General features: G+C 53.1%; 23 protein-coding genes, 1 pseudogene and 1 other annotated feature. Of the genes and pseudogenes, 13 read left to right on the top strand and 11 right to left on the bottom strand.

All coding sequences use genetic code 11. The annotated features are described in order from the left end of the window. The 4 genes from SIK69_RS09495 to SIK69_RS09480 all read left to right on the top strand — a co-directional run. The coding region (locus SIK69_RS09495) for a phosphohexomutase domain-containing protein (RefSeq protein ID WP_511071789.1) at positions 1-800 on the top strand (800 nt) is incomplete at its 5' end. 176 nt (positions 801-976) lie between these two features. After that, a complete protein-coding gene (gnd, locus tag SIK69_RS09490; RefSeq protein ID WP_319627710.1) occupies positions 977-2,383 on the top strand; it encodes an NADP-dependent phosphogluconate dehydrogenase in 1,407 nt (468 codons plus the stop codon). Between the two features lie 229 nt (positions 2,384-2,612). Continuing rightward, the gene (gene ugd / locus SIK69_RS09485; RefSeq protein WP_319785968.1) at positions 2,613-3,779 is read left to right on the top strand and encodes a UDP-glucose 6-dehydrogenase; all 1,167 of its coding nucleotides are present in this window, start codon (positions 2,613-2,615) and stop codon (positions 3,777-3,779) included. 155 nt (positions 3,780-3,934) lie between these two features. Continuing rightward, entirely contained in the window at positions 3,935-4,966 is a 1,032-nt protein-coding gene (locus SIK69_RS09480; protein WP_319785967.1) for an acyltransferase family protein, read from the top strand. A 63-nt stretch (positions 4,967-5,029) separates the two neighbouring features. On the opposite strand, the gene SIK69_RS09475 is transcribed toward SIK69_RS09480, so the two are convergent. Next, on the bottom strand, positions 5,030-6,034 hold the full coding sequence (locus tag SIK69_RS09475; RefSeq protein WP_319785966.1) for an NAD-dependent epimerase: 1,005 nt from the start codon (positions 6,032-6,034) through the stop codon (positions 5,030-5,032). A 230-nt stretch (positions 6,035-6,264) separates the two neighbouring features. On the opposite strand from SIK69_RS09475, the gene wzzB reads away from it, so the two are divergent. Beyond that, positions 6,265-7,269 (top strand): LPS O-antigen chain length determinant protein WzzB, encoded by a 1,005-nt coding sequence (gene wzzB / locus SIK69_RS09470; RefSeq protein ID WP_319785965.1) that lies wholly within the window; start codon positions 6,265-6,267, stop codon positions 7,267-7,269. A 66-nt stretch (positions 7,270-7,335) separates the two neighbouring features. Here the strand turns inward: wzzB and hisIE are convergent, their stop codons facing one another. The 9 genes from hisIE to hisL form a co-directional block, all read right to left on the bottom strand. After that, positions 7,336-7,935 carry a bifunctional phosphoribosyl-AMP cyclohydrolase/phosphoribosyl-ATP diphosphatase HisIE gene (hisIE, locus tag SIK69_RS09465; RefSeq protein ID WP_319627714.1) on the bottom strand — a complete coding sequence of 200 codons (600 nt, stop codon included), beginning with the start codon at positions 7,933-7,935 and terminating at the stop codon, positions 7,336-7,338. Next, a complete protein-coding gene (gene hisF, locus SIK69_RS09460; RefSeq protein WP_319627715.1) occupies positions 7,929-8,705 on the bottom strand; it encodes an imidazole glycerol phosphate synthase subunit HisF in 777 nt (258 codons plus the stop codon). The genes hisIE and hisF overlap by 7 nt, the downstream gene beginning before the upstream one ends. Beyond that, positions 8,687-9,424: a 1-(5-phosphoribosyl)-5-[(5-phosphoribosylamino)methylideneamino]imidazole-4-carboxamide isomerase gene (gene hisA / locus SIK69_RS09455; RefSeq protein WP_319785964.1), complete on the bottom strand. Its 738-nt coding sequence runs from the start codon at positions 9,422-9,424 to the stop codon at positions 8,687-8,689. The genes hisF and hisA overlap by 19 nt, the downstream gene beginning before the upstream one ends. After that, entirely contained in the window at positions 9,424-10,014 is a 591-nt protein-coding gene (gene hisH, locus SIK69_RS09450) for an imidazole glycerol phosphate synthase subunit HisH (protein WP_319785963.1), read from the bottom strand. The genes hisA and hisH overlap by 1 nt, the downstream gene beginning before the upstream one ends. After that, positions 10,014-11,081 carry a bifunctional histidinol-phosphatase/imidazoleglycerol-phosphate dehydratase HisB gene (hisB, locus tag SIK69_RS09445; RefSeq protein ID WP_319785962.1) on the bottom strand — a complete coding sequence of 356 codons (1,068 nt, stop codon included), beginning with the start codon at positions 11,079-11,081 and terminating at the stop codon, positions 10,014-10,016. Before hisB ends, hisH begins: the two co-directional genes overlap by 1 nt. Continuing rightward, complete coding sequence (hisC, locus tag SIK69_RS09440; RefSeq protein WP_319785961.1) at positions 11,078-12,139, bottom strand: histidinol-phosphate transaminase; 1,062 nt, start codon at positions 12,137-12,139, stop codon at positions 11,078-11,080. The genes hisB and hisC overlap by 4 nt, the downstream gene beginning before the upstream one ends. Next, on the bottom strand, positions 12,136-13,440 hold the full coding sequence (gene hisD / locus SIK69_RS09435) for a histidinol dehydrogenase (protein ID WP_319785960.1): 1,305 nt from the start codon (positions 13,438-13,440) through the stop codon (positions 12,136-12,138). The genes hisC and hisD overlap by 4 nt, the downstream gene beginning before the upstream one ends. A 6-nt stretch (positions 13,441-13,446) precedes the next feature. Continuing rightward, entirely contained in the window at positions 13,447-14,346 is a 900-nt protein-coding gene (gene hisG / locus SIK69_RS09430) for an ATP phosphoribosyltransferase (protein ID WP_319627721.1), read from the bottom strand. Positions 14,347-14,391: 45 nt separating this feature from the next. Next, positions 14,392-14,516: a sequence feature (His leader region), on the bottom strand. Continuing rightward, positions 14,492-14,542, bottom strand: coding sequence for a his operon leader peptide (hisL, locus tag SIK69_RS09425; RefSeq protein ID WP_159775649.1), 51 nt, complete (start codon positions 14,540-14,542; stop codon positions 14,492-14,494). Its footprint overlaps the feature before it by 25 nt. Before the next feature lie 176 nt (positions 14,543-14,718). Between hisL and SIK69_RS09420 the strand changes: the two genes are divergently transcribed. The 4 genes and pseudogenes from SIK69_RS09420 (at position 14,719) to SIK69_RS09405 (ending at position 18,133) form a co-directional block, all read left to right on the top strand. Beyond that, on the top strand, positions 14,719-15,537 hold the full coding sequence (locus tag SIK69_RS09420) for an SDR family oxidoreductase (protein ID WP_319627722.1): 819 nt from the start codon (positions 14,719-14,721) through the stop codon (positions 15,535-15,537). Positions 15,538-15,576: 39 nt separating this feature from the next. Further along, positions 15,577-16,591: pseudogene (locus tag SIK69_RS09415) on the top strand (LysR substrate-binding domain-containing protein). Between the two features lie 131 nt (positions 16,592-16,722). After that, complete coding sequence (gene yoeI, locus SIK69_RS09410) at positions 16,723-16,785, top strand: membrane protein YoeI (RefSeq protein WP_319627934.1); 63 nt, start codon at positions 16,723-16,725, stop codon at positions 16,783-16,785. Beyond that, positions 16,775-18,133, top strand: coding sequence for an APC family permease (locus tag SIK69_RS09405; protein ID WP_319627723.1), 1,359 nt, complete (start codon positions 16,775-16,777; stop codon positions 18,131-18,133). Before yoeI ends, SIK69_RS09405 begins: the two co-directional genes overlap by 11 nt. A gap of 66 nt (positions 18,134-18,199) precedes the next feature. Here SIK69_RS09405 and sbcB read toward each other — a convergent pair whose 3' ends face one another. Further along, positions 18,200-19,624, bottom strand: coding sequence for an exodeoxyribonuclease I (gene sbcB, locus SIK69_RS09400; protein ID WP_319627724.1), 1,425 nt, complete (start codon positions 19,622-19,624; stop codon positions 18,200-18,202). A 189-nt stretch (positions 19,625-19,813) separates the two neighbouring features. Here sbcB and dacD point away from each other — a divergent pair, with 189 nt between their 5' ends. From dacD to SIK69_RS09380, 4 genes are all read left to right on the top strand, one after another. Beyond that, complete coding sequence (gene dacD, locus SIK69_RS09395) at positions 19,814-20,980, top strand: serine-type D-Ala-D-Ala carboxypeptidase DacD (protein WP_319627725.1); 1,167 nt, start codon at positions 19,814-19,816, stop codon at positions 20,978-20,980. Between the two features lie 138 nt (positions 20,981-21,118). Continuing rightward, on the top strand, positions 21,119-21,592 hold the full coding sequence (gene sbmC, locus SIK69_RS09390; protein ID WP_319785959.1) for a DNA gyrase inhibitor SbmC: 474 nt from the start codon (positions 21,119-21,121) through the stop codon (positions 21,590-21,592). A gap of 100 nt (positions 21,593-21,692) precedes the next feature. Next, complete coding sequence (locus SIK69_RS09385) at positions 21,693-22,751, top strand: FUSC family protein (protein ID WP_319627727.1); 1,059 nt, start codon at positions 21,693-21,695, stop codon at positions 22,749-22,751. A gap of 164 nt (positions 22,752-22,915) precedes the next feature. Continuing rightward, positions 22,916-23,251 carry a DUF496 family protein gene (locus SIK69_RS09380; protein ID WP_319785958.1) on the top strand — a complete coding sequence of 112 codons (336 nt, stop codon included), beginning with the start codon at positions 22,916-22,918 and terminating at the stop codon, positions 23,249-23,251. Positions 23,252-23,336 lie beyond the last annotated feature (85 nt).

The following is a 23,336-nucleotide window of genomic DNA, read 5'->3' as shown; positions in this document are numbered from 1 at the left end:
CGCGCTTCCAGGCAATGAACCTGCCGGTCACCTTTATCAAAGTTCACAACACCCCGGACGGTAATTTCCCGAACGGTATCCCGAACCCGCTACTGCCGGAGTGTCGCGACGATACCCGCAATGCGGTGATCGAACACGGCGCGGATATGGGTATCGCCTTTGACGGCGATTTCGACCGCTGCTTCCTGTTCGATGAAAACGGGCAGTTTATCGAGGGCTACTACATCGTTGGCCTGCTGGCGGAAGCGTTCCTCGAAAAACAGCCCGGGGAGCGCATCATCCACGATCCGCGTCTGTCCTGGAACACCGTTGACGTGGTGAACCTGGCGGGCGGCACCCCGGTAATGTCGAAAACCGGTCACGCGTTCATCAAAGAGCGTATGCGCCAGGAAGATGCCATCTACGGCGGCGAAATGAGCGCCCATCACTACTTCCGCGATTTTGCCTATTGCGACAGCGGGATGATCCCGTGGCTGCTGGTGACCGAGCTGCTGTGCCTGAAGGGCAAAACGCTGGGCGAACTGGTGCGTGACCGCATGGCGGCGTTCCCGGCGAGTGGCGAAATCAACAGCAAACTGGCCGATCCGGTAACGGCGATTGCCCGCGTTGAGCAGCATTTTGCGCCGCATGCGCTGGACGTTGACCGCACCGATGGCATCAGCCTGGCGTTCGACGAATGGCGCTTTAATCTGCGTTCCTCGAACACCGAGCCAGTAGTGCGTCTTAATGTGGAATCGCGAGCAAATACGAAGTTAATGGAAGATAAGACGAAAGAAATTCTCGAACTGCTTAGAATGTAAACACTAAGCCGTTGAATGCCCCATGTGCGGAAGCTTATGGGGGATTTCAGAATTGGCGTTCAGTGTGACATTGATCAGCAAAAGCTATTCATTGACGCTCTTCCTGAGTTAACATCTTCACCACATATCAAGCCACGCACACCTCGCGTGGTGACCACACCTGACAGGAGTATGTAATGTCCAAGCAACAGATCGGCGTCGTCGGTATGGCAGTGATGGGGCGCAACCTGGCGCTCAACATCGAAAGCCGTGGTTATACCGTCTCCATCTTCAACCGCTCCCGTGAAAAGACAGAAGAAGTCATTGCCGAAAATCCAGGCAAGAAACTGGCTCCTTTCTACACGGTGCAGGAATTCGTCGAGTCTCTGGAAACACCACGCCGTATCCTGTTAATGGTGAAGGCGGGCGAGGGCACGGACAAAGCCATCGAATCTCTGAAGCCTTACCTGGATAAAGGCGACATCATCATCGAAGGGGGTAACTCCTACTTCCCGGACACCGTGCGTCGTAACCGCGAGCTGTCTGCTGAAGGTTTTAACTTCATCGGTACCGGCGTTTCCGGTGGTGAAGAGGGTGCCCTGAAAGGCCCATCAATCATGCCTGGCGGTCAGAAAGAAGCATACGAACTCGTTGCACCGATCCTGACTAAAATCGCCGCTGTAGCTGAAGATGGTGAGCCGTGCGTGACCTATATCGGTCCGGATGGTGCAGGTCATTACGTGAAGATGGTGCACAACGGGATCGAGTACGGCGACATGCAGCTGATCGCTGAAGCTTACTCCCTGCTGAAAGGTGGCCTGAAACTGTCTAACGAAGAGTTGGCGCAGGTCTTCACCGAGTGGAACAACGGCGAGCTGAACAGCTACCTGATTGACATCACCAAAGACATCTTCACCAAAAAAGATGAAGAAGGGATTTACCTGGTTGATGTGATTCTGGATGAAGCGGCTAACAAAGGTACCGGCAAGTGGACCAGCCAGAGTTCCCTGGACCTCGGTGAGCCGCTGTCGCTGATCACTGAATCGGTATTCGCCCGTTATATCTCTTCTCTGAAAGATCAGCGTGTTGCTGCGTCTAAAGTGCTGAGCGGCCCTCAGGCAAAACCGGCGGGCGATAAAGCAGAATTCGTTGAGAAAGTGCGTCGCGCACTGTATCTGGGCAAAATCGTATCTTACGCTCAGGGCTTCTCTCAGCTGCGTGCAGCGTCGAACGAATACAACTGGGATCTGAACTACGGCGAAATCGCGAAGATTTTCCGCGCCGGTTGCATTATTCGTGCTCAGTTCCTGCAGAAAATCACCGATGCCTATGCTGAAAACGCTGACATCGCGAACCTGCTGCTGGCTCCGTACTTCAAGAAGATTGCTGACGACTACCAGCAAGCGCTGCGTGATGTTGTGGCTTATGCCGTGCAGAACGGTATTCCGGTCCCGACCTTCTCTGCGGCTATCGCATACTACGACAGCTATCGTGCAGAAGTGCTGCCAGCGAACCTGATTCAGGCGCAGCGTGACTACTTCGGGGCGCATACTTACAAGCGCACCGATAAAGACGGTGTGTTCCACACCGAGTGGATGGATTAATCTTAATTCAGCCACAGCAGCATCAAGGCCCGGAGCTTGTCTCCGGGTTTTTTTATCCAAAAAGCGGTCGTGTATTCGAAGTAGTCTGAATGTCACCTCAACATTGCGGGAATTCAGGGGCTGCGCCTTGACAGTGCCTTCACGCAAGAGGTTAAATCCCAGCAGCTATTGATTATCGTGGTGGCCCGGGTGCCATCTCTACCCGTTAACTGAATAAAGTTGCGTTCTAATGAAAATTACAATTTCCGGTACAGGTTATGTTGGCCTTTCAAACGGCATTCTGATTGCTCAGAACCACGAAGTCGTGGCGCTGGATATCGTGCAGGCCAAAGTGGACATGCTCAATCAGAAAAAATCGCCGATTGTCGATAAAGAGATTGAGGAGTATTTAGCGACTAAAACGCTCAACTTTCGCGCCACGACGGACAAGCAGGATGCCTATCGTGATGCCGAGTATGTGATTATCGCCACGCCAACCGATTACGACCCAAAAACCAATTATTTCAACACGTCAAGCGTTGAAGCGGTGATCCGCGATGTGGTGGCGATCAACCCGAAGGCGGTGATGATCATCAAGTCGACCATTCCGGTGGGTTTCACCCAGTCCATCAAAGACGAGTTGGGCATCGATAACGTGATTTTCTCGCCGGAATTCCTGCGTGAAGGCCGGGCTCTGTACGATAACCTGCATCCGTCACGTATTGTGATCGGTGAGCGCTCCGCGCGCGCAGAGCGTTTTGCCGCGCTGTTGCAGGAAGGGGCAATTAAGAAAGAGATCCCGACCCTGTTCACTGACTCCACCGAAGCCGAAGCCATCAAGCTGTTTGCCAATACCTACCTGGCGATGCGCGTTGCCTATTTCAACGAACTGGACAGCTACGCAGAAAGCTTAGGCCTGGACAGCCGTCAGATCATCGAAGGCGTTTGCCTCGACCCACGTATCGGCAACCACTATAACAACCCGTCGTTTGGTTATGGTGGTTACTGCCTGCCAAAAGACACCAAGCAGCTGCTGGCTAACTACGAGTCGGTGCCGAATAACATTATTTCGGCCATCGTCGATGCCAACCGCACGCGTAAAGATTTTGTCGCAGACTCCATTCTGTCGCGTAAACCAAAAGTGGTTGGCGTTTATCGTCTGATCATGAAGAGTGGCTCTGACAACTTCCGCGCATCCTCCATTCAGGGGATCATGAAGCGCATTAAAGCCAAAGGTGTTCAGGTCATTATTTATGAGCCGGTGATGCAGGAAGATGAGTTCTTCCATTCTCGCGTGGTGCGTGACCTCGAGGCGTTCAAGCAGGAAGCCGATGTGATTATCTCCAATCGCATGGCGGACGAGCTGGCAGACGTGGCAGATAAGGTTTATACCCGTGATTTATTCGGTAATGATTAATTGACATCCTAGGACGTGCCTAATTTAAGTTAAGCACGTCTTATATTTTTCATTTGACATTAGAGCAATTGCAAACTCTTCAATATGTACAGATAATACAGGGGGCATGATTTGCAGGTGTATATGAAACCATTAAATGGTAGGAAAGGCTATTAATGTTACTTTCAATTCAATTATTGCGTGGGCTGGCAGCTCTTTTGGTTGTACTTCATCACATAGCATTTAAAGAAAAGGTATATGGTGTAAATGGATTAGAGTGGTTGCATATAGGTGCATCTGGCGTGGATCTGTTTTTCATAATCTCTGGGTTTATTATGTGTTACGCAACGCATAATAAAGAAATGTCATTTTCAAAGTTTATTTTTTTGCGATTTGAACGCATTATTCCATTGTATTGGCTTTTTACAACGTTAGCACTTTTTGTCTTCATTATGTATCCACATTTAGTCAATTCTTCTGGCGGGCATACTAGCGTTATCAATTCATACTTTCTCATACCCACGAGCGATAAGTATTTAGTTCAAAATGGTTGGACATTAAGTTATGAATTTTATTATTACATCATTTTTTCGTTTTTTATTTTTTTAACCAAGAATAGGTTTGTTAGGTATTTAGGCATCGTTTTGACATTGTTTGGGCTCGCAACGATAGGCCAGTTATTTGTAGCGCATAATACTCTGATTAAATTTATCTTTAGTGATTGGCTTTATGAGTTTGCAATGGGCGTAGTTTCATTTTATTTATTTGCTAAATACAAACTTGAGAAAAAAACAGGTTTAATACTTATATGTGTCGGGGTTGTGTTGCTTGGTTATAAAAACAATCATATGTATCTTTTGTCATCCATGCCTGGAGCTTTGAGTGTTGGTCTGCCAATGTGGTTAATTTTTCATGGTTTTTTGGCATTGGAAGAATGGTTGGGGAAAGGAAATAATATTTATTTAAAAGTTGGGGTTTTACTGGGGTATAGTTCTTACTCGTTATATCTAGTTCATCCATTCATTTTGAGTCCGGTAGCAATGATCCTTAAAAAAATACATTTAAATATCCCCTATGTTTTTTCGGTTGGACTTTTAGTTCCCGCTATTATCTCAGGTGCTATTGTATATTTGTATATTGAAAAACCGATGGTTAATTATTTGAAGTTAATCCGCGTAGGCCGAGGTTTTAATGGGAAAATCAGTTGAGTTTCTAGATGATTAATAATGCCAATTGCTTTAACTATACAATTGGCATTACCACCCTAAGTATTATTTATTATAAAAATCACGATACCAGTCCACGAAGTTTTTCACTCCGTCTTTCACCGTGGTTTCGGGTTTGAAGCCGGTTACTTCCTGCAACGGTTGGGTGTCGGCGCTGGTTTCCAGCACGTCGCCCGGCTGCACCGGCATCATATTCTTCTCGGCTTCAATGCCTAACGCCTCTTCCAGGGCGGTAATGTAATCCATCAACTCGACCGGAGAGCTGTTACCGATGTTGTACACGCGATACGGGGCAGAGCTGCTGGCCGGGGAACCGGTTTCAACCGTCCAGTTGGCGTCAGGTTGAGGAATTACATCCTGCAGACGAATAATGGCTTCCGCGATGTCGTCGATGTAGGTGAAATCGCGCTTCATCTTGCCGTAGTTGTAAACATCAATGCTCTTGCCTTCAATCATGGCTTTGGTGAACTTGAACAGCGCCATGTCCGGACGTCCCCACGGGCCATAAACGGTGAAGAATCGTAGGCCAGTGGTGGGTAAACCATACAGGTGCGCATAGGTGTGCGACATCAGCTCGTTGGCTTTTTTGGTGGCGGCGTAAAGTGACACGGGGTGATCCACAGAATCATCGGTCGAGAACGGCATCTTACGGTTCAGACCGTAAACCGAACTTGACGAAGCATACAGCAAATGCTGAACCTTATTATGGCGACAACCTTCGAGGACGTTCAGGTGACCAATCAGGTTGGCATCAGCGTAAGCATGTGGATTTTCCAGCGAGTAACGCACCCCGGCCTGGGCGGCGAGATGGATAACCCGGTCAAATTTCTCATCGGCGAACAGGGCAGTCATCGCCTCACGATCGGCCAGATCCATTTTATGGAAACTGAAACCTGGCTTTTGCAGCAGGTCAAGCCGGGCCTGTTTCAGGTTAACGTCATAGTAGTCATTGAGATTATCAATCCCCACCACCTGATGGCCTGCCTGCAGCAGACGCTCACTGACATGGAAGCCGATAAAGCCGGCTGCGCCGGTAACCAGATATTTCATCACTTTTCCTCACAAACTGACCAGAAAATCGCCATATGCGTCTGGTACAACCGAAAGCAAAATCATACCGTTAGCGGGTGCAAAAAGATAATCGTTATCTACAATTAGCGTAGCCCGTTTTTTCGGTAAATTAGCGGGCCTTCAGGCATAATTCTTATAGTAATTCTGCTACACGTAAGTACACTATTCCGCCTTGTGGGCTTTTCATAAATTTCGCAGTTAAGGTTTGTATGACGCAGGATAACAATAAAAGTTTTAACGGTCGCAGCAACGAGCCAGAACAGATTGATCTCATCGATCTGGTGATGCAAATCTGGCGCGGGAAGGTCACCATCATGGTGTGCGTGGTTGTCGCTATTCTGCTCGCGGTGGGTTACATCATGGTTGCCAAAGAGAAATGGACCTCTACAGCACTGGTAACTCAGCCTGATTCAGGACAGGTTTCAAGCTACTACAACGCGATGAATATTCTCTATGGCAGCAACTCGCCGTCAGTGGGTGCGATTCAGCAGGATTTGATTACCCGGTTTAACTCTACGTTTTCCGCCCTCTCCGAGTCTTTGGATAATCAGGAAGAACCGGAGGTACTAAACATTGAAGCCGCAGTAAAGGGGCAAAGTTTGCCTTTGCGCGTATCGTATGTGGCCCAGACAGCGGAAGAAGCACAGAAGACACTGGCGCAGTACATCCAGCAGGTTGACGACAGCGTGGCCAAGGCCGTAGCAGGTGATTTAAAAGCCAATATAACCTCTCGTAGGAACGATATTGAGCAATCGCTGACCACGCAGGAAAAAGTGGTTACCGAGCAGAAGGCATTGCGCATAGCGCAAATTAGCCAGGCATTGACCATTGCTGAGCAATCTAAAATTAAGTTGCCGCTAATCCAGCAGGTTGACCAGGTCTCTCAGGACACCATGTTCATGCTCGGCAGCGATGCGCTGAGTGCCATGGTTAAAAATGAAGCCACACGGCCGCTGGAGTTCCCTGGCAGTTACTATCAGACGCGTCAGACATTGCTGGACGTGAATAACCTGATGTCCGGGGGTAAAGACGATCAGCCCAAAGTGCCGGCTATTCACGCCTACCGTTACGTGATGAAACCAACGCTGCCGTTCTATCGTGACAGCCCGAAACGCGCCATTATTCTAGTTTTGGCCGTGCTGCTGGGCGGTATGGTTGGAGCGGGTGTCGTATTAGGCCGCAACGCGCTGCGTAACTATCAGCCAAAAGTCTAACCGTTTATTTCGGCAATAAAAAACCGGGCATGGCATTCGCCCGGTTTTTTTTATGCCTGAAAAAGACTACTGATGACGCTGGCGCAAATTCTCAATCACGGTCGTCAAATCCAGCTCCTGATCCTGCAGCAGCACCAGCAGGTGGTACATCAGGTCAGAGGCTTCATTGGTCAGTTCATGCCTGTCATTCACCGTGGCGGCCAGCGCGGTTTCCACGCCTTCTTCACCCACTTTTTGAGCGATACGTTTGGTGCCGCTGGCGTACAGTTTGGCGGTATACGAACTGGCCGGGTCAGCCGTCTTACGCTCTGCCAGCAGTTGCTCCAGTTGATACAGGAACAGCCATTGGTGGCTGGTATCGCCAAAGCAGCTGGAGGTGCCTTTATGGCAGGTCGGGCCAATCGGCTTCACCAGCACCAGCAGGGTGTCGTTGTCGCAATCCGGGGTGATGCTCACCACGTTGAGGAAATGGCCGGAAGTTTCACCTTTGGTCCACAGGCGCTGTTTGGTGCGCGAGTAGAAGGTCACTTTACCGCTTTTTTCCGTGGCGGTCAGGGCTTCCTGATTCATATAGCCCAGCATCAGCACCTCACCGGATACCGCGTGCTGTACGATGGCGGGCATCAGTCCGTCGGTTTTTTCCCAGTCCAGTTGTTCAGTTAACATACCCTGATCTCCACGCCCTGCAGTGCCAGGTACGCTTTTAGTTCGCCAATATTAATGATTTGCTTGTGGAATACCGATGCCGCCAGCGCGCCGTCGACGTCTGCGTCGCGGAAGGCTTCGAGGAAATGGTCCATCGTGCCCGCACCGCCGGAGGCAATCAGCGGAACGTGGCAGACATTGCGCACTTTTTTCAGCTGCTCGAGGTCATAGCCGTTACGCACCCCGTCCTGGTTCATCATATTCAGAACGATTTCACCGGCCCCGCGCTTTTGCACTTCCTGCACCCAGTCGAGGGTTTCCCACTGCGTAACCCGGGTACGGCTCTCGTCACCAGTGTATTGATTCACGTGATACTTCCCGGTTTCTGCGTCAAACCAGGTGTCGATCCCCACCACGATGCACTGCACGCCAAAGCGATCGGCCAAGCGGGTGATCAGCTCCGGATCGGCAAGCGCCGGGGAGTTCACTGATATTTTATCTGCGCCAAACGACAGAATTTTTGCCGCGTCGTCCACGGTTTTAATCCCGCCCGCCACGCAGAAAGGAATGTCGATGACTTCCGCCACGCGCGACACCCAGCTTTTGTCGACCACACGGCCATCGCTGGAGGCGGTGATATCATAGAACACCAGTTCGTCTGCACCTTCTTCGGCATAGCGTTTTGCCAGCGGGACAATATCACCGATGATTTCGTGATTGCGGAACTGCACGCCTTTCACGACCTGACCATCACGCACGTCAAGACAAGGAATTATCCGTTTTGCCAGCATTGGATGGCCTCCGTTACGTTAAATTTACCTTCCAGTAAGGCCCGTCCGACAATCACGCCACCCACGCCGCTCCCGCGCAGGGCGGCAATATCATCGAGGCCGCCGATGCCACCGGAAGACTGAAACGCAACCTGCGGATAACGGGCACAAACCTCTTCATATAATGAAACGTTAGACCCGGCGAGGGTGCCGTCGCGGGAAATGTCGGTGCACAGCACGTGCTTCAGGCCGACGGGCACATAGGTTTCCACCAGTTCTTCCAGCGTGACGCCAGAGTTTTCCTGCCAGCCGCTGACCGCCACGTGTTTGGTGCCCTGGCTATCAATCCGCACGTCCAGCGCCAGCACCAGTTTTTCTGCGCCGAAACGTTCAAACCAGCCTTTCACGACATCCGGTGATTTTACCGCCGTCGAGCCGATAACCACTCGGGCCACGCCCGCGTCCAGCAGGGCAGAGACGTCTGCTTCAGTCCGAATACCGCCGCCAACCTGCACCGGGACATTCACCCCCGCCACGAGGTGTTTTATCAGGGGGATCTGGCGTTGAGCCGGATCTTTCGCGCCGGTCAGATCGACCAAATGCAGTATCTGCGCCCCCTGAGAAACATAGTTCTGCAAACGCGGTAGTGGGTCATTGCCGTAATCGCGCTGCTGGCCGTAATCCCCCTGATGGAGGCGAACCACGGTGCCATCAATTAAATCTAAAGCTGGAATGATCATTACATCTCCAGGAAGTTTTTCAGCAACTGCGCGCCCGCCGCGCCAGAGCGTTCAGGGTGAAACTGCACGCCGAAGAAATTGTCTTTCTGTACCGCCGCGGTAAACGGTTCGCCGTAATTACATTGGGCGACGGTCCATTGATTGACCGGCATCGCATAGCTGTGGACGAAATAGAAATACGACCCGTCTTCAATACCGCGAAACAGGCGATCGCCCGCTTTTGGGTAAACGCGATTCCAGCCCATGTGCGGCAGCGGCAGACCGAAATCGGTCATCTTCGGCACGTCCTGATCGATAATGCCCAGCAGGTCGACACCGTTGGACTCTTCGCTGCGGCGAGCCAGGATTTGCATCCCGAGGCAAATACCCAGCACCGGCTGGGTACAGGCTTTAATGAGATCGACCAGCTCGCGCTCGCGAATCTGGTCCATTGCGGCCTGAGCGGTGCCGACGCCTGGCAAGAACAGTTTGTCGGCACGCAGCACGATATCCGGATCGCGGCTGACTACCGGCTCGTAACCGTGGCGGCTGATGGCCGATTTCACCGAATTCAGGTTGGCGCAGCCGGTATCAAGGATAACGACGTTCATCACAACACTCCTTTCGAGGAGGGGAGGGTATCGCCTTCCACCCGAATGGCCTGACGCAGCGTACGACCAAAGGCTTTGAACAGGCTTTCTACACGGTGGTGGTCGTTCTTGCCCTTGGTTTTCAGGTGCAGCGTGACGCCCATAGTGTAAGAGAGCGAGCGGAAGAAGTGCTCGATCATCTCGGTGCTCAGGTCCCCCACGCGCTGATAGGTAAATTCGGCGCGGTATTCCAGGTGCGGACGGCCCGAGATATCCAGCGCACAGCGGGCCAGACATTCATCCATCGGCAACACGAAGCCAAAACGGTTGATGCCACGTTTATCGCCCAGCGCCAGCTTCAGCGCCTCGCCGAGTGCCAGACCGGTGTCTTCCACGGTGTGGTGATCGTCGATGTAGAGGTCGCCTTTGACGGTGATCTCCATGCGCAAGCCGCCGTGGGTGGCAATCTGATCCAGCATGTGGTCGAAGAAACCGACGCCGGTATTAATTTTGCTGCCACCTTCGCGGTCGAGCCAGACTTTAACGTCAATCTGCGTTTCGCGGGTGTTGCGCTCGACGTGCGCATAGCGGTCACGCTGGGTGAGTTGCTCGGTGATTTTCAGCCAGTTCAGGTCATCGCGGCTGTAACGCAGGCCAACGATACCCATGTTTTGCGCCAGCGTTACGTCGGTGGCGCGGTCGCCAATCACATAGCTGTTCGCCACGTCCATCACGCCGTCCTTCAGCCACGCAGCCACCATTTTAGTCTTTGGTTTGCGGCATTCGCAGTTGTCCGTTTCGAAATGCGGACAAATCAGCACATCGTCAAACTGCACGCCCTGAGAGCGGAACACCTGCATCATCAGGTTATGCGGGCCATCAAAATCTGCCTGCGGGAAGCTGTCGGTGCCCAGCCCGTCCTGGTTGGTAATCATTACCAGCTTGTAGCCTGCTTTTTGCAGCTTCAGCAGCGAAGGGATGACCTCTGCTTCAAACGCCAGTTTGTCGAACCTGTCGACCTGGAAATCACTCGGCGGCTCGCTGATCAGGGTGCCGTCACGATCGATAAAGAGGAACTTCTGGGTCATACTTTCTCCGCACGAAGGGCGTCAATGACGCGCTGGCTCTCGTCGCGGGTGCCGATAGTGATACGCAGGCAACCGCTTAAAGAAGGTTGTTTATTTTGGTCACGTAAGATAATGCCCTGATCCCACAAGGATTTGAAGACCGCACTTGAGGCCGTAATGCGTGCCAGGATGTAGTTGGTTTCAGAATCGAAGACCTGTTCCACGCAAGGGATCTCCCGCAGTTGGGTCACCAGGTACTGACGTTCGGCGAGAATTTGCGCCACGCGCTCGCGCATCGCATTGATTCCCTGCGGGCTTAACGCCTGGGCGGCGATATCCGCAACCGGGGTCGACAGCGGGTAGGGGGCAATGACTTTCATCAATAGGGCAATGACGTCTTCATTGGCCAGCGTAAAACCGCAGCGCAGTCCGGCCAGGGCGAACGCTTTAGAGAGCGTGCGCAGCACCACTAAATGCGGATAGTCGGCCAGCCAGGTGGTCAGCGTCGCCTGCGGGCAAAACTCTATATAGGCTTCATCAGCCACGACCAGCGCTTTGCCGCGGGTCATTTCCAGCAGGACGCGCAAGTCCTGCGGATTGATAATCTGCCCGGTTGGGTTATTCGGGCTGCACACGTACACCACTTTAACACCATCGAGTTTGTCGGCGATGGCCTGCAAATTCAGCTGCCAGTTTTCCAGGGCGGGCACCGTGCGATACTCCACGCCAAAAGTTTCGGCGCTGACGCTGTACATGCCATAGGTCGGCGGGCAGAAAAGAATGGCATCTTTACCCGGCTCGCAAAACGCGCGGATCAGCAGTTCGATACCTTCATCCGCCCCACGGCTGACCAGAACCTGTTCCGGCTTCACACCCGCGTACTGCGCATAGTTGTCGATGACGGCTTTCGGCTGACACTCCGGATAGCGGTTAAGCGTTTGCTGAGAAAGGTCGAACGTGACCGCCGTCGGAAATTCGTTGGCATTCAGCCAGACATCACCTTTACCGCCGAGTCGACGGGCAGACTGGTACGGCGTAAGGTCGCGAACATTTTTACGGGCTAACTCTTCAATGCTCATTTCATCTCCTTGAGGGCGGCCACACGTAAGGTAACGGCGTTTTTGTGGGCGGTCAGGCGTTCGGCGGCGGCCAGAATTTCAATGGTTGAGGCCAGGGCGGAAAAACCGTCCTGCGACAGTTCCTGAACGGTCATGCGTTTCTGAAAATCCGCCAGTCCGAGGCTGGAACAGGTGGCGGTGTAGCCGTAGGTCGGCAGCACGTGGTTGGTGCCTGACGCGTAGTCGCCTGCGGATTCGGGTGACCAGTCGCCTAAAAATACCGAGCCTGCACTGGTGATGCTGTCGACCAGCGAACGCGCGTTGCGGGTTTGAATGATCAGGTGTTCAGGACCGTACTGGTTAGAGATTTCCACGCACTGCGCTAAATCGCGGGCAACAATCAGACGGCTGGCAGCCAGTGCCTGACGCGCGGTTTCTGCCCGGGGGAGTTCGGCCAGTTGACGCTCCACGGCTTTAGCGACGCGACCGGCCATGTCGGCATCCGGGGTGAGAAGAATGACCTGAGAGTCCGGGCCGTGCTCTGCCTGGGACAACAAATCAGACGCCACGAAATCAGGTGTAGCACCGCTGTCGGCGATCACCAGCACTTCGGAAGGACCGGCAGGCATATCAATCGCTGCCCCATCCAGACGCTGGCTGACCTGGCGCTTGGCTTCGGTCACGAACGCATTGCCGGGGCCAAAAATTTTGTCGACTTTCGGCACGGATTCGGTGCCCAGCGCCAGCGCAGCAATGGCCTGTGCGCCGCCGACGTTGAAGATATCCTGCACGCCACACAGTTTTGCTGCATACAGAATTTCATCGGCAATCGGCGGCGGCGAGCACAGCACCACTTTTTGACAACCGGCGATGCGCGCCGGTGTTGCGAGCATTAATACGGTAGAAAACAACGGCGCAGAGCCGCCGGGAATATACAGCCCGACGGAGGCAATGGGGCGCGTGACCTGCTGGCAGCGCACGCCCGGCAGCGTTTCTACATCGACCGGTTGCAGTTTTTGCGCCACGTGGAACGTCTCGACGTTTTTCACCGCGACGGCCATGGCCTGCTTCAGCTCATCGCTCAGGCGAGAACTTGCCGCTTCAATTTCCTCGGCGCTGACTTTCAGCCCTGCGACCTCGGTTTTGTCGAACTTTGCGCTGTACTCCCGCAGCGCGGTATCGCCTCTGGCCTTGACGTTGTCGAGGATCTCCGCCACGGTGCGGCTGATGCTTTCCGAGGCGGAAATCGCCGGGCGCATCAGCAAATCGCGCTGTTGCTCGGGGCTGATGCTGTTCCAGTCGATGACAGTATTAAAGCTCATGGTCGGTTACTCCATCATCTTCTCAATAGGCAGTACCAGAATGGAACTGGCCCCAAGCGCTTTCAGTTTTTCCATTGTTTCCCAGAACAAGGTTTCGCTGCTGACCATGTGCATCGCGACGCGCTGCTGATCGCCTGCCAGTGGCAGAATCGTTGGGCGCTCGGCACCTGGCAGCAGGGCAATCACTTCTTCCAGACGCTCGGTTGGGGCGTGCATCATGATGTATTTCGATTCACGGGCCTGAATCACGCCCTGAATACGGGTCAGGAGTTTGTCGATCAGTTGCTGTTTGGCTTCCGGCATGTCGCCGTCGCGCTGAATAAGACAGGCTTTGGAGCGATAAATCACTTCCACTTCACGCAGGCCGTTGGCTTCAAGCGTTGCGCCGGTCGAGACCAGATCGCAAATCGCATCGGCCAGACCGGCACGCGGGGCGACTTCAACGGAGCCGTTCAGCAGGCAGGATTTGAACGAAATGCCTTTCTGGTCGAGGTAGCGCTTGAGCAAGTGTGGATAAGAGGTGGCGATGCGTTTGCCGTCGAGAGCTGCCGGGCCGTCCCAGGATTCATCTGCGGAGGTGGCCAGGGATAAGCGGCAGCCGCCGAAGTCCAGACGACGCAGCGTGAAATAGCGCGGGTCATCGCCCTGGGCGCGGCGGCTGAGTAATTCTTCTTCCAGCACGTTTTCACCGATGATGCCGAGGTCGACCACGCCGTCCATCACCAGGCCCGGGATATCGTCGTCACGCACGCGCAGAATGTCGATCGGCATATTTTCTGCCAGTGCAATCAGGCGCTGGGTGTGCAGATTGATTTTTATGCCGCAGCGGGCCAGTAATTCGCGTGAATCATCGCTCAAGCGCCCGGATTTTTGCATAGCTATGCGTAAACGGTTGTTGTCTAACATTCTCTTATCCTCGTAGTCCTGTGTGAATCACTGAAACTCGCGCCCAAAAAAAAGCCCCCGGAAGTGTGAATCTTCCGGGGGCTCTCTCTTGCGTTCTGCACCACTGGAAGATCTAACTGTCTTCCAGCACACATCGCCTGAAAGACTAGTCAGGGTGATGGTGATGATGGTGGTTTTTAAATTGAACGCAGTTCATAATTTTCTCGTTGAATGCTTATGCATTTGATGCCTTTTAACCTAAACCAGTTCAACGCCAGAAAGCAAGGGCTTTTTTACATCTTTAATTCATTTCATATTCATCAGATAAATTGTCAGTTGGCCAGGGCTGGCGTAGCCTTATTAAAGGAACGCGAATGAGTCAGGAGAGCACAGATGAAAAAGGTCGCAATCGTCGGTTTGGGTTGGCTGGGTATGCCCCTGGCCCTGTCATTAACGGCGCGAGGCTGGCAGGTGTCCGGCAGCAAAACTACCGAAGATGGGATTGAAGCTGCAAAAATGTGCGGAATTGACAGCTATGTGTTGCGCCTTGATCCGCAGTTGGTCTGTGATACGGACGATCTCGACGCGCTGATGAACGTTGACGCATTAGTGATAACGCTTCCAGCCCGACGCAGCGGGCCGGGGGAAGAGTTCTACTTGCAGGCGGTGCAGGAAATTGTCGATACCGCGCTGGCGTACCACATCCCTCGCATAGTCTTCACCAGCTCGACCTCGGTGTACGGTAAAGGGGAGGGGACCCTTAAAGAAACCGCGCCGCGTGAACCGATAACCTCGAGCGGCCGGGTGCTGAAAGAGCTGGAAGACTGGCTGCATAATCTGCCAGGCACGTCGGTCGATATTGTACGCCTCGCCGGTCTGGTTGGCCCTGGGCGTCATCCGGGACGCTTCTTCGCCGGGAAATCAGCCCCCGACGGGCAGCAGGGCGTTAACCTCGTGCATCTGGAAGACGTCGTATCTGCGATAACGCTATTGCTGCAGGCACCGAAGGGCGGTCACATCTATAATCTCTGTGCGCCGGGTCATCCTTCACGATCGACTTTTTATCCGCAGATGGCGCGTGAGCTTGGGCTCGAGCCGCCTGTGTTCAGCGATAGCGCTGAGAAGGGACGGATAATTGATGGCAACCGCATCTGTTCTGAACTGGGTTTTGAGTATCAGTATCCCGATCCGCTGGTGATGCCGCTGGAGTAAACGGCCTGCGGTGACATCGCGTACCCTCTGGGGGCGAAGATGAAACCATTGCTGGAAGTTCTCATCATTCTTGATGCGCTCGATAAAGAAGGGAGCTTTGCTGCAGCATCGGCAAAGCTCTTTAAGACCCCGTCGGCGCTGAGTTACACCGTTCATAAGCTGGAAAGCGATCTCAATATTCAACTGCTTGACCGCAGCGGCCACCGGGCGAAATTTACCCGTACCGGACAGATGCTGCTGGAGAAAGGGCGGGAAGTGCTGCACACGGTGCGCGAGCTGGAGAAGCAGGCTATCAAGCTGCACGAAGGTTGGGAGAACGATCTGGTGATTGGCGTCGACGACACCTTTCCCTTTTCCCTACTTGCTCCGTTAATCGAACAGTTCTACGAACGGCACAGCGTCACACGGCTTAAATTTATCAATGGCGTACTCGGCGGTTCCTGGGATGCGCTGGTACAGGGGCGAGCAGATATTGTGATCGGTGCGCTGCACGATCCGCCCCCACTCAGCGATTTCGGTTTTGCCCCGCTCGGCGAGCTGGAGCAGATTTTTGTCGTCGCCCCGCATCACCCGTTAGCCAGTGAAGCCGAACCGCTGAGCCGCAAAACCATCCGACACCATCGTGCCATCGTGGTGGGCGATGGTACAACCCCGGACTGCCCGGCCTTCCAGCAACTGCTGGATGATCAGGAAGCGATCACTGTTTTTGACTTCAAAACCAAGCTGGAGCTACAAATTACCGGTATCGGATGCGGTTATTTACCCCGTTATCTGGCGCAGCGTTTTATCGACACCGGTGCGCTGGTGGAAAAACAGGTCGCGGCTCACGTTGCGTTTGATGCGGTGTGGATTGGCTGGAACGAACAGACGGCGGGGCTCGCCAGCGCCTGGTGGCGAGACGCTGTTTTAGCAAATAGTGCTATCGCTGCCGTGTACCAGCGCGGCAGTGATGAATAATCAGACAGTTAAGCACAAGAATTTATTGCTGGACTTCTCATTCTCTTGTTTTTGTCAGGAGATGGGGGCAAAATACGCGCCAGAAAAAAAGGAGTAACCGACGCAATTTTAAAAGGCGTCGGTTATTTTTTTGTTTTCGAAACACTCATTCAAACAAGAGGCCGGGCTTCGTACCGGATAGATACTTACTTAAAAATCGACAGTTGTTGTCGCTGAGGATCCACACAAATGGGGCAATTTTTTGCTTACGCGACCGTTTTCACCGTAAAGGGGAATAGCCATGTCGCATAACGTTACTCCAAACACCTCTCGCGTGGAACTACGTAAGTCTCTTACGTTGATTCCGGTTGTTATGATGGGTCTTGCCTATATGCAGCCTATGACGCTGTTCGATACTTTCGGTATCGTATCTGGACTGACCGATGGTCACGTCCCGACAGCCTATGCATTCGCTCTGATAGCCATCCTGTTTACTGCATTAAGTTACGGTAAGCTGGTTCGCCGCTATCCGTCAGCGGGTTCAGCCTATACCTATGCCCAGAAATCCATTAGCCCGACGGTTGGCTTTATGGTGGGTTGGTCTTCGCTGCTTGATTATCTGTTTATGCCGATGATCAACATCCTGCTGGCAAAAATTTACTTTGAAGCGCTGGTGCCATCGGTACCGTCGTGGATATTTGTTGTCGGGTTGGTGGCCTTTATGACCATCTCGAACCTGCGCAGCATCAAAACCGTGGCTAACTTCAACACCCTGATTGTGGTGCTGCAGATGGGTATCGTTGCCGTTATCGTCGGCATGATCATCTGGGGTGTCTATAACGGTACGGGTGCAGGTACGCTGACCAGCAGTCGTCCGTTCTGGTCTGATGGCGCGCATATCACGCCGATGATCACCGGTGCGACGATTCTGTGCTTCTCGTTCCTGGGCTTCGACGGGATCTCTTCTCTGTCTGAAGAAACCAAAGATGCTGAACGCGTTATCCCGAAAGCGATTTTCCTGACGGCGCTGATTGGCGGGATGGTATTTATTGTTGCTTCTTACTTCCTGCAACTCTACTTCCCGGACATCTCTCGCTTTAAGGATCCTGATGCGTCACAGCCTGAAATCATGCTGTACGTCGCGGGTAAAACCTTCCAGTGGGGCGTGCTGATTTTCTCCAGCGTGACCGTACTGGCCTCCGGTATGGCCGCACACGCAGGCGTATCTCGTCTGATGTATGTCATGGGCCGTGATGGCGTGTTCCCGAAAAGTTTCTTCGGTTACGTTCATCCGAAATGGCGTACTCCGGCTTGGAACGTGCTGCTGGTGGGTGCGATTGCGCTGCTGGCGATTAAATTCGACCTGGTAACCGCAACGGCGTTGATTAACTTCGGTGCGCTGGTGGCCTTCACCTTCGTTAACCTGTCGGTCATCTCCCAGTTCTGGATCCGCGAAAAGCGTAACAAGACGCTGAAAGACCACTTCAATTACCTGGTATTGCCGGTATGTGGTGCGTTGACCGTCGGTGCGCTGTGGATCAACCTGGAAGAAAGTTCAATGGTACTGGGTCTGATTTGGGGCGCAATCGGCCTGATTTACCTGGCTTGTGTCACCCGTAGCTTCCGCAACCCGGTTCCGCAGTACGAAGACATCGCCTAAGTCATAGCGATAAAAAAAACCGGAGGCATGAACTGTCTCCGGTTTTTTTATACCTGGCATTTAGCCTTAGACTATCTCTTGCGCATATTGATACAGCGCTTTCAGCAGGGCCAGCTTCTCACTATTCCCTTCATACTGCGCGTAAAGCTCTTGCAGCTCGTTGGCGTAGGCTTGCAGATATTCCGGGGTGAACACGTTTCGGCGATGCTCTAACCAGCGCTGCTGCTCCGTTTCGTCCAACGTGCCGGGGAAGTTCCGCGCCCGATAGTTAAACAGCAACTTTTCGACGCGCGCGTCGGCAAAGGTTAAATCCAGAGCGGGCAGGTTGCGCGGCTCGGTTTCCAGCAGGATTTTCATCGCCGTGCGGTCTGCATCGCTAAAGAAGCCGTTGTACAACTGAGTATCAATATTGTCAGACGGTACGAATGGTTCCGCTTCGGCAAAAATAGCCACCACGTTGTCGCGAACCTGTGGGTTATCGCGCAGCACTTTCAGATTATCAAGACACTGCTGGCGATTGATACCCAGGCGGTCGGCATCTTCCGGACGCAGGGTATTGGCCTGGGCCAGAATAGGGCATTTGTTCAGATGCACCAGTTTCACCGGTACGGCCGCCAGCTCGCCGAGATCGGCTTTCGGGGTGTACAAACGCTCGCGTAATTCGTCCGCGTTCAGCTCGAGGAGGGGCGAAATGTCTCCCGCCAGATCGACCATAATCACCGCATTGCGGTTGTCCGGGTGCCAGGCAAGCGGGGCCACCCAACTGGTGTTACCGCGCCAGGCACCGAACATGCCTGAAATATGCACCAGCGGTTTCATTTGCGGTACGTCAATCAGCGTCGCCAGTTTGTTCTTGCCACGGTAGGTATAGAGATAGTCAAACAGCCGCGGCTGGCGGGTTTTAACCAGCTTCGCCATCGCGATAGTGGCGTACACATCGGCCATCGCGTCGTGGGCATTGCTGTGCTCAATCCCGTTGGCTTTGGTCAAGTGTTCGAGCCGGAAACTTGGCAAACCGTCGTCGTTCTCTGGCCAGTTAATCCCTTCCGGGCGCAGCGCGTAGCAGGCGCGCATTACGTCGAGCAGATCCCAGCGAGAGTTATTGTTCTGCCAGCTCCAGGCATACGGGTCGTAGAAGTTGCGATAAAAGATATTGCGCGTGACTTCATCATCGAAACGGACGTTGTTGTAGCCCACCACGCAGGTTTTCGGCACGGTAAACAGGTCATGAATACGACGGGCAAAAGTTGCCTCGTTATCGCCTTTTGCCAGCGCTTCCTGCGGGGTTATCCCGGTTATCATCACCGCCTGAGGCTGGGGCAGATAATCGTCAGCGGGCTTGCAGTAGAACACCTCAGGTTCGCCGATGATGTTGAAATCAGCGTCGGTGCGAATGGCTGCGAACTGTGCTGGCCTGTCCAGCTGCGGGCTGGTGCCGAAGGTTTCATAATCATGAAACAGGAATCCGGCTTGCGGTTGCGTTTCTTGCATGGTCTGTCTGTTACCCGTGAGCGCGTTAGCCGGTTATGGTAAACGATTTGCCCGTTCATCAGAAGCGGAGAGGGGCATTCCCGCGGCGTCGCTCGCAGGAAATGTCATATTTTCTTGCAATTAAACGCTGTCAGGAAAGCGCAACTGCCGTAAAAAGAACGTGAATTTGAGAACGTTGAGGATATGCTGTTGAAAGGCCGTATTTTTATTGCTGTTTCTTTGCTCGCGTCGAGCATTTCCTGCGCAGTTGCCGCAGATTTTATTCCCGCACCGGTACAACCTCCCGCTATCCAGGCTGCGTCCTGGGTGTTGATGGATTTCACTACAGGCCAGGTTCTGACTGCCGGTAATGAACACCAGCAGCGTAATCCCGCCAGCCTCACTAAGTTGATGACCGGATATGTCGTGGACCGCGCTATCGACAGCCACCGTATTTCACCCGATGACATCGTCACCGTCGGACGCGATGCCTGGGCCAAAGGCAATCCGGTGTTTGACGGCTCTTCACTGATGTTTCTGAAAGCAGGCGATCGGGTCAGCGTCCACGATTTAAGCCGTGGCCTGATTGTCGATTCCGGGAACGATGCCTGTGTGGCGCTGGCTGACTATGTCGCGGGCGGCCAGCCGCAGTTCGTCAACATGATGAATGATTACGTGAAGAAGCTGGGCCTGAAAGACACCCATTTCGAAACAGTGCACGGTCTTGATGCGCCAGGACAGCACAGTTCAGCATACGATTTGGCGGTCCTTTCCCGGGCTATCATTCACGGTGAGCCAGACTTCTATCATATGTACAGCGAAAAGAGTCTGACGTGGAACGGTATCACGCAGAACAACCGGAACGGCCTGCTGTGGGATAAAACGCTGAATGTCGACGGGCTGAAAACAGGGCATACCGCCAGCGCGGGCTTTAACCTGATCGCCTCTGCCGTCGACGGGAAGCGTCGTCTGATAGCGGTCGTAATGGGGGCGCAAAGCCCTAAAGGTCGTGAAGATCAGGCGCGGAAGCTGTTGCAGTGGGGTCAACAGAACTTTGATACGGTGCAAATCCTCCATAACGGTAAAAAGGTGGGCACAGAGCGGATCTGGTATGGCTCTCAAGAGCACATCGATCTCGGCACCGATCAGGACTTCTGGCTGGCGCTGCCGAAGGCCGAAGTACCGAACATTAAAGCCAAATACGTGATGGATAAGAAAGAGCTTGAGGCACCGATTGCCGCGCATCAGCGCGTGGGCGAAATTGAGCTCTACGATGGCGATAAGATTGTCGCCCACTGGCCGCTGGTGACGCTGGAAAGCGTCGGCAAAGGTGGCATGTTCTCCCGCTTTAGCGACTGGATGCACCACAAATCCTGACGTTATCGACCAGACATTGCGCCCTCTTCGGAGGGCGTTTTACTTTTCCGTTCTGTGAAATATCGCACATACTCAATCGGGGCTGTTTGCTAAGTTTTGCATGTATATTTATCCAGTAAACGTAGTCGCGGAGGCAATATGGATTACAGCATCAAGCAGGAAAATCGGCGTGTAGTGGCAGGTTTTCACATGGTAGGCCCGTGGGAAAAGACCGTTAAACAGGGGTTTGAACAGTTAGCGATGTGGGTTAACGGGCAGAAGATCCCCGCCAGAGAATGGGTAGCGGTCTATTACGACAATCCAGACCAGGTGCCAGCGGAAAAACTGCGCTGCGATACGGTCGTCACCGTCGATGAGGGCTTTACGCCCCCGGCCAATAGCGAAGGGGTGATTGTGACGGAAATCGCGGCCGGGTTGTACGCGAAAGCTCAAGCGCGCGTTATCGGGAACGATTTCTCGACGCCGTGGTATCAGTTCTTCAATAGCGTGTTGCAGGACAACGAGCATGAGATAGACGAGAAACCGTGCTTTGAACTGTACCTCAATGACGGTAACAAAGATGGGCACTGGGATATCGAGATGTATGTGTCTGTTAAAAAACGCGCGTTTTGAGGTTAACAAGCCTGGTAATTGAAAGGTTATTTGCGCAGACGTGATGCCAGCCGTAGAAAAACAGATACAATTGTGTTTTCTGTCCTGGCGGAGAGCAGGTGTGCGCGCCGATAAATCGTTAAGCCCTTTCGAAATCCGTTTATATCGTCACTACCGTGTGGTTCACGGTGTGCGTATTGCTCTGGCCTTTGTGCTGACGTTCCTGCTGGTGCGCCTTTTTGATGTGCCAGAAGGGACGTGGCCTCTGATTACTATCGTGGTCATCATGGGCCCGATCTCCTTCTGGGGAAATGTGGTCCCGCGCGCATTTGAGCGTATCGGTGGCACGATATTTGGTTCTGCACTGGGGCTTGTAGCGCTAAAGCTTGAATTGATATCGTTGCCGCTGATGATGTTATGGTGTGCGGCGGCGATGTTCCTCTGCGGCTGGCTGGCGCTGGGCAAGAAGCCCTATCAGGCCTTACTGATCGGCATCACCCTTGCGGTGGTGGTCGGCGCACCCGCAGGCGATATGCATATCGCGCTGTGGCGAAGCGGGGATGTGGTCATTGGCTCGCTGCTGGCAATGCTGTTTACCGGGATTTGGCCGCAGCGGGCATTCATCCACTGGCGTATTCAGATGGCGAACTATGTCACTGAGTTTAACCGCCTGTATCAAACCGGGTTCTCACCCAATTTACTTGAGCGTCCGCGACTCGAACGCCGTTTGCAGAAAATCCTGACTGACGTGGTCAAAATGCGCGGCTTTATCACGCCTGCCAGCAAAGAGACGCATATACAGAAATCCATATTCGAAGGCATCCAGACGGTCAACCGCAACCTGGTTTGTATGCTGGAACTGCAGATCAACGCCTACTGGGCTTCTCGCACCAGTCATTACGTGATGCTTAACGCGCATACGCTGCGCGACATGCAAACCATGACGCAGCAGACGTTGCTGACTATCGCCCACGCGTTGTATGAAGGTAACCCGCAGCCCATCCTTGCTAACAACGAAAAGCTTAACGAGATAGTGACGGAATTGCGCCAACTGATGCGCGAGCATCAGGACGAAAACCTGGCAGAAACCTCGATGCATGGCTATGTATGGTTGAGTATGGAACTGGCGCGACAGCTGGAACTATTGTCGCATCTGATCTGCCGGGCGTTGCGCAAATAACATCCATATGATCAGGGTTTATCCTGCGCTTGTTTCGATTCAGCTGCGTTTAGGGTTATGATGAACCCAGAGCAAAAACCATTGTCATTCACGGCCGCCAGCAGTTATGTTTACCCTTAGCGGCTGTTTTACGAATCCGAATCTCAATTATCAGGGGTGTAAAAATGGAAACAACCAAACCTTCGTTCCAGGACGTTCTGGAGTTTGTTCGTCTGTTCCGTCGTAAAAACAAACTGCAGCGCGAAATTCAGGACGTTGAGAAAAAGGTCCGTGACAACCAGAAGCGTGTGCTGCTGCTTGATAACCTCAGCGACTACATCAAACCAGGCATGAGCGTTGAAGCCATTCAGGGCATCATCGCCAGCATGAAAACCGACTATGAAGATCGCGTTGACGACTACATCATCAAAAATGCTGAGCTGTCGAAAGAGCGTCGCGAGATCTCTAAAAAGCTGAAAGTGATGGGCGAACTGAAAACGGCAGAACCGAAATCCGAGTAAGTTTGCGCTTCGCAGTGAGCTGAATGTAAAACCCCGCGCCGATGCGGGGTTTTTTTATGGCAGCTACAATGCCAGTTCCTCGGGG

Origin of the sequence: Scandinavium lactucae (assembly GCF_033843265.1) — a bacterium.
Lineage (GTDB): Bacteria > Pseudomonadota > Gammaproteobacteria > Enterobacterales > Enterobacteriaceae > Scandinavium > Scandinavium lactucae.
The sequence above is the reverse complement of the archived record's forward strand: the minus strand, read 5'-3'. Positions and strand labels throughout refer to the sequence as shown.

Coding starts and splice junctions, on each gene's coding strand:
- SIK69_RS09405 (WP_319627723.1), top strand. CDS start 16,775: ATGTCGCATAACGTTACTCCAAACACCTCTCGCGTGGAACTACGTAAG.
- SIK69_RS09475 (WP_319785966.1), bottom strand. CDS start 6,034: ATGAAATATCTGGTTACCGGCGCAGCCGGCTTTATCGGCTTCCATGTC.
- gnd (WP_319627710.1), top strand. CDS start 977: ATGTCCAAGCAACAGATCGGCGTCGTCGGTATGGCAGTGATGGGGCGC.
- SIK69_RS09420 (WP_319627722.1), top strand. CDS start 14,719: ATGAAAAAGGTCGCAATCGTCGGTTTGGGTTGGCTGGGTATGCCCCTG.
- sbmC (WP_319785959.1), top strand. CDS start 21,119: ATGGATTACAGCATCAAGCAGGAAAATCGGCGTGTAGTGGCAGGTTTT.
- ugd (WP_319785968.1), top strand. CDS start 2,613: ATGAAAATTACAATTTCCGGTACAGGTTATGTTGGCCTTTCAAACGGC.
- SIK69_RS09380 (WP_319785958.1), top strand. CDS start 22,916: ATGGAAACAACCAAACCTTCGTTCCAGGACGTTCTGGAGTTTGTTCGT.
- wzzB (WP_319785965.1), top strand. CDS start 6,265: ATGACGCAGGATAACAATAAAAGTTTTAACGGTCGCAGCAACGAGCCA.
- hisC (WP_319785961.1), bottom strand. CDS start 12,139: ATGAGCATTGAAGAGTTAGCCCGTAAAAATGTTCGCGACCTTACGCCG.
- SIK69_RS09480 (WP_319785967.1), top strand. CDS start 3,935: ATGTTACTTTCAATTCAATTATTGCGTGGGCTGGCAGCTCTTTTGGTT.
- hisH (WP_319785963.1), bottom strand. CDS start 10,014: ATGAACGTCGTTATCCTTGATACCGGCTGCGCCAACCTGAATTCGGTG.
- hisF (WP_319627715.1), bottom strand. CDS start 8,705: ATGCTGGCAAAACGGATAATTCCTTGTCTTGACGTGCGTGATGGTCAG.
- hisG (WP_319627721.1), bottom strand. CDS start 14,346: ATGTTAGACAACAACCGTTTACGCATAGCTATGCAAAAATCCGGGCGC.
- hisD (WP_319785960.1), bottom strand. CDS start 13,440: ATGAGCTTTAATACTGTCATCGACTGGAACAGCATCAGCCCCGAGCAA.
- sbcB (WP_319627724.1), bottom strand. CDS start 19,624: ATGCAAGAAACGCAACCGCAAGCCGGATTCCTGTTTCATGATTATGAA.
- hisB (WP_319785962.1), bottom strand. CDS start 11,081: ATGACCCAGAAGTTCCTCTTTATCGATCGTGACGGCACCCTGATCAGC.
- hisIE (WP_319627714.1), bottom strand. CDS start 7,935: ATGTTAACTGAACAACTGGACTGGGAAAAAACCGACGGACTGATGCCC.
- hisA (WP_319785964.1), bottom strand. CDS start 9,424: ATGATCATTCCAGCTTTAGATTTAATTGATGGCACCGTGGTTCGCCTC.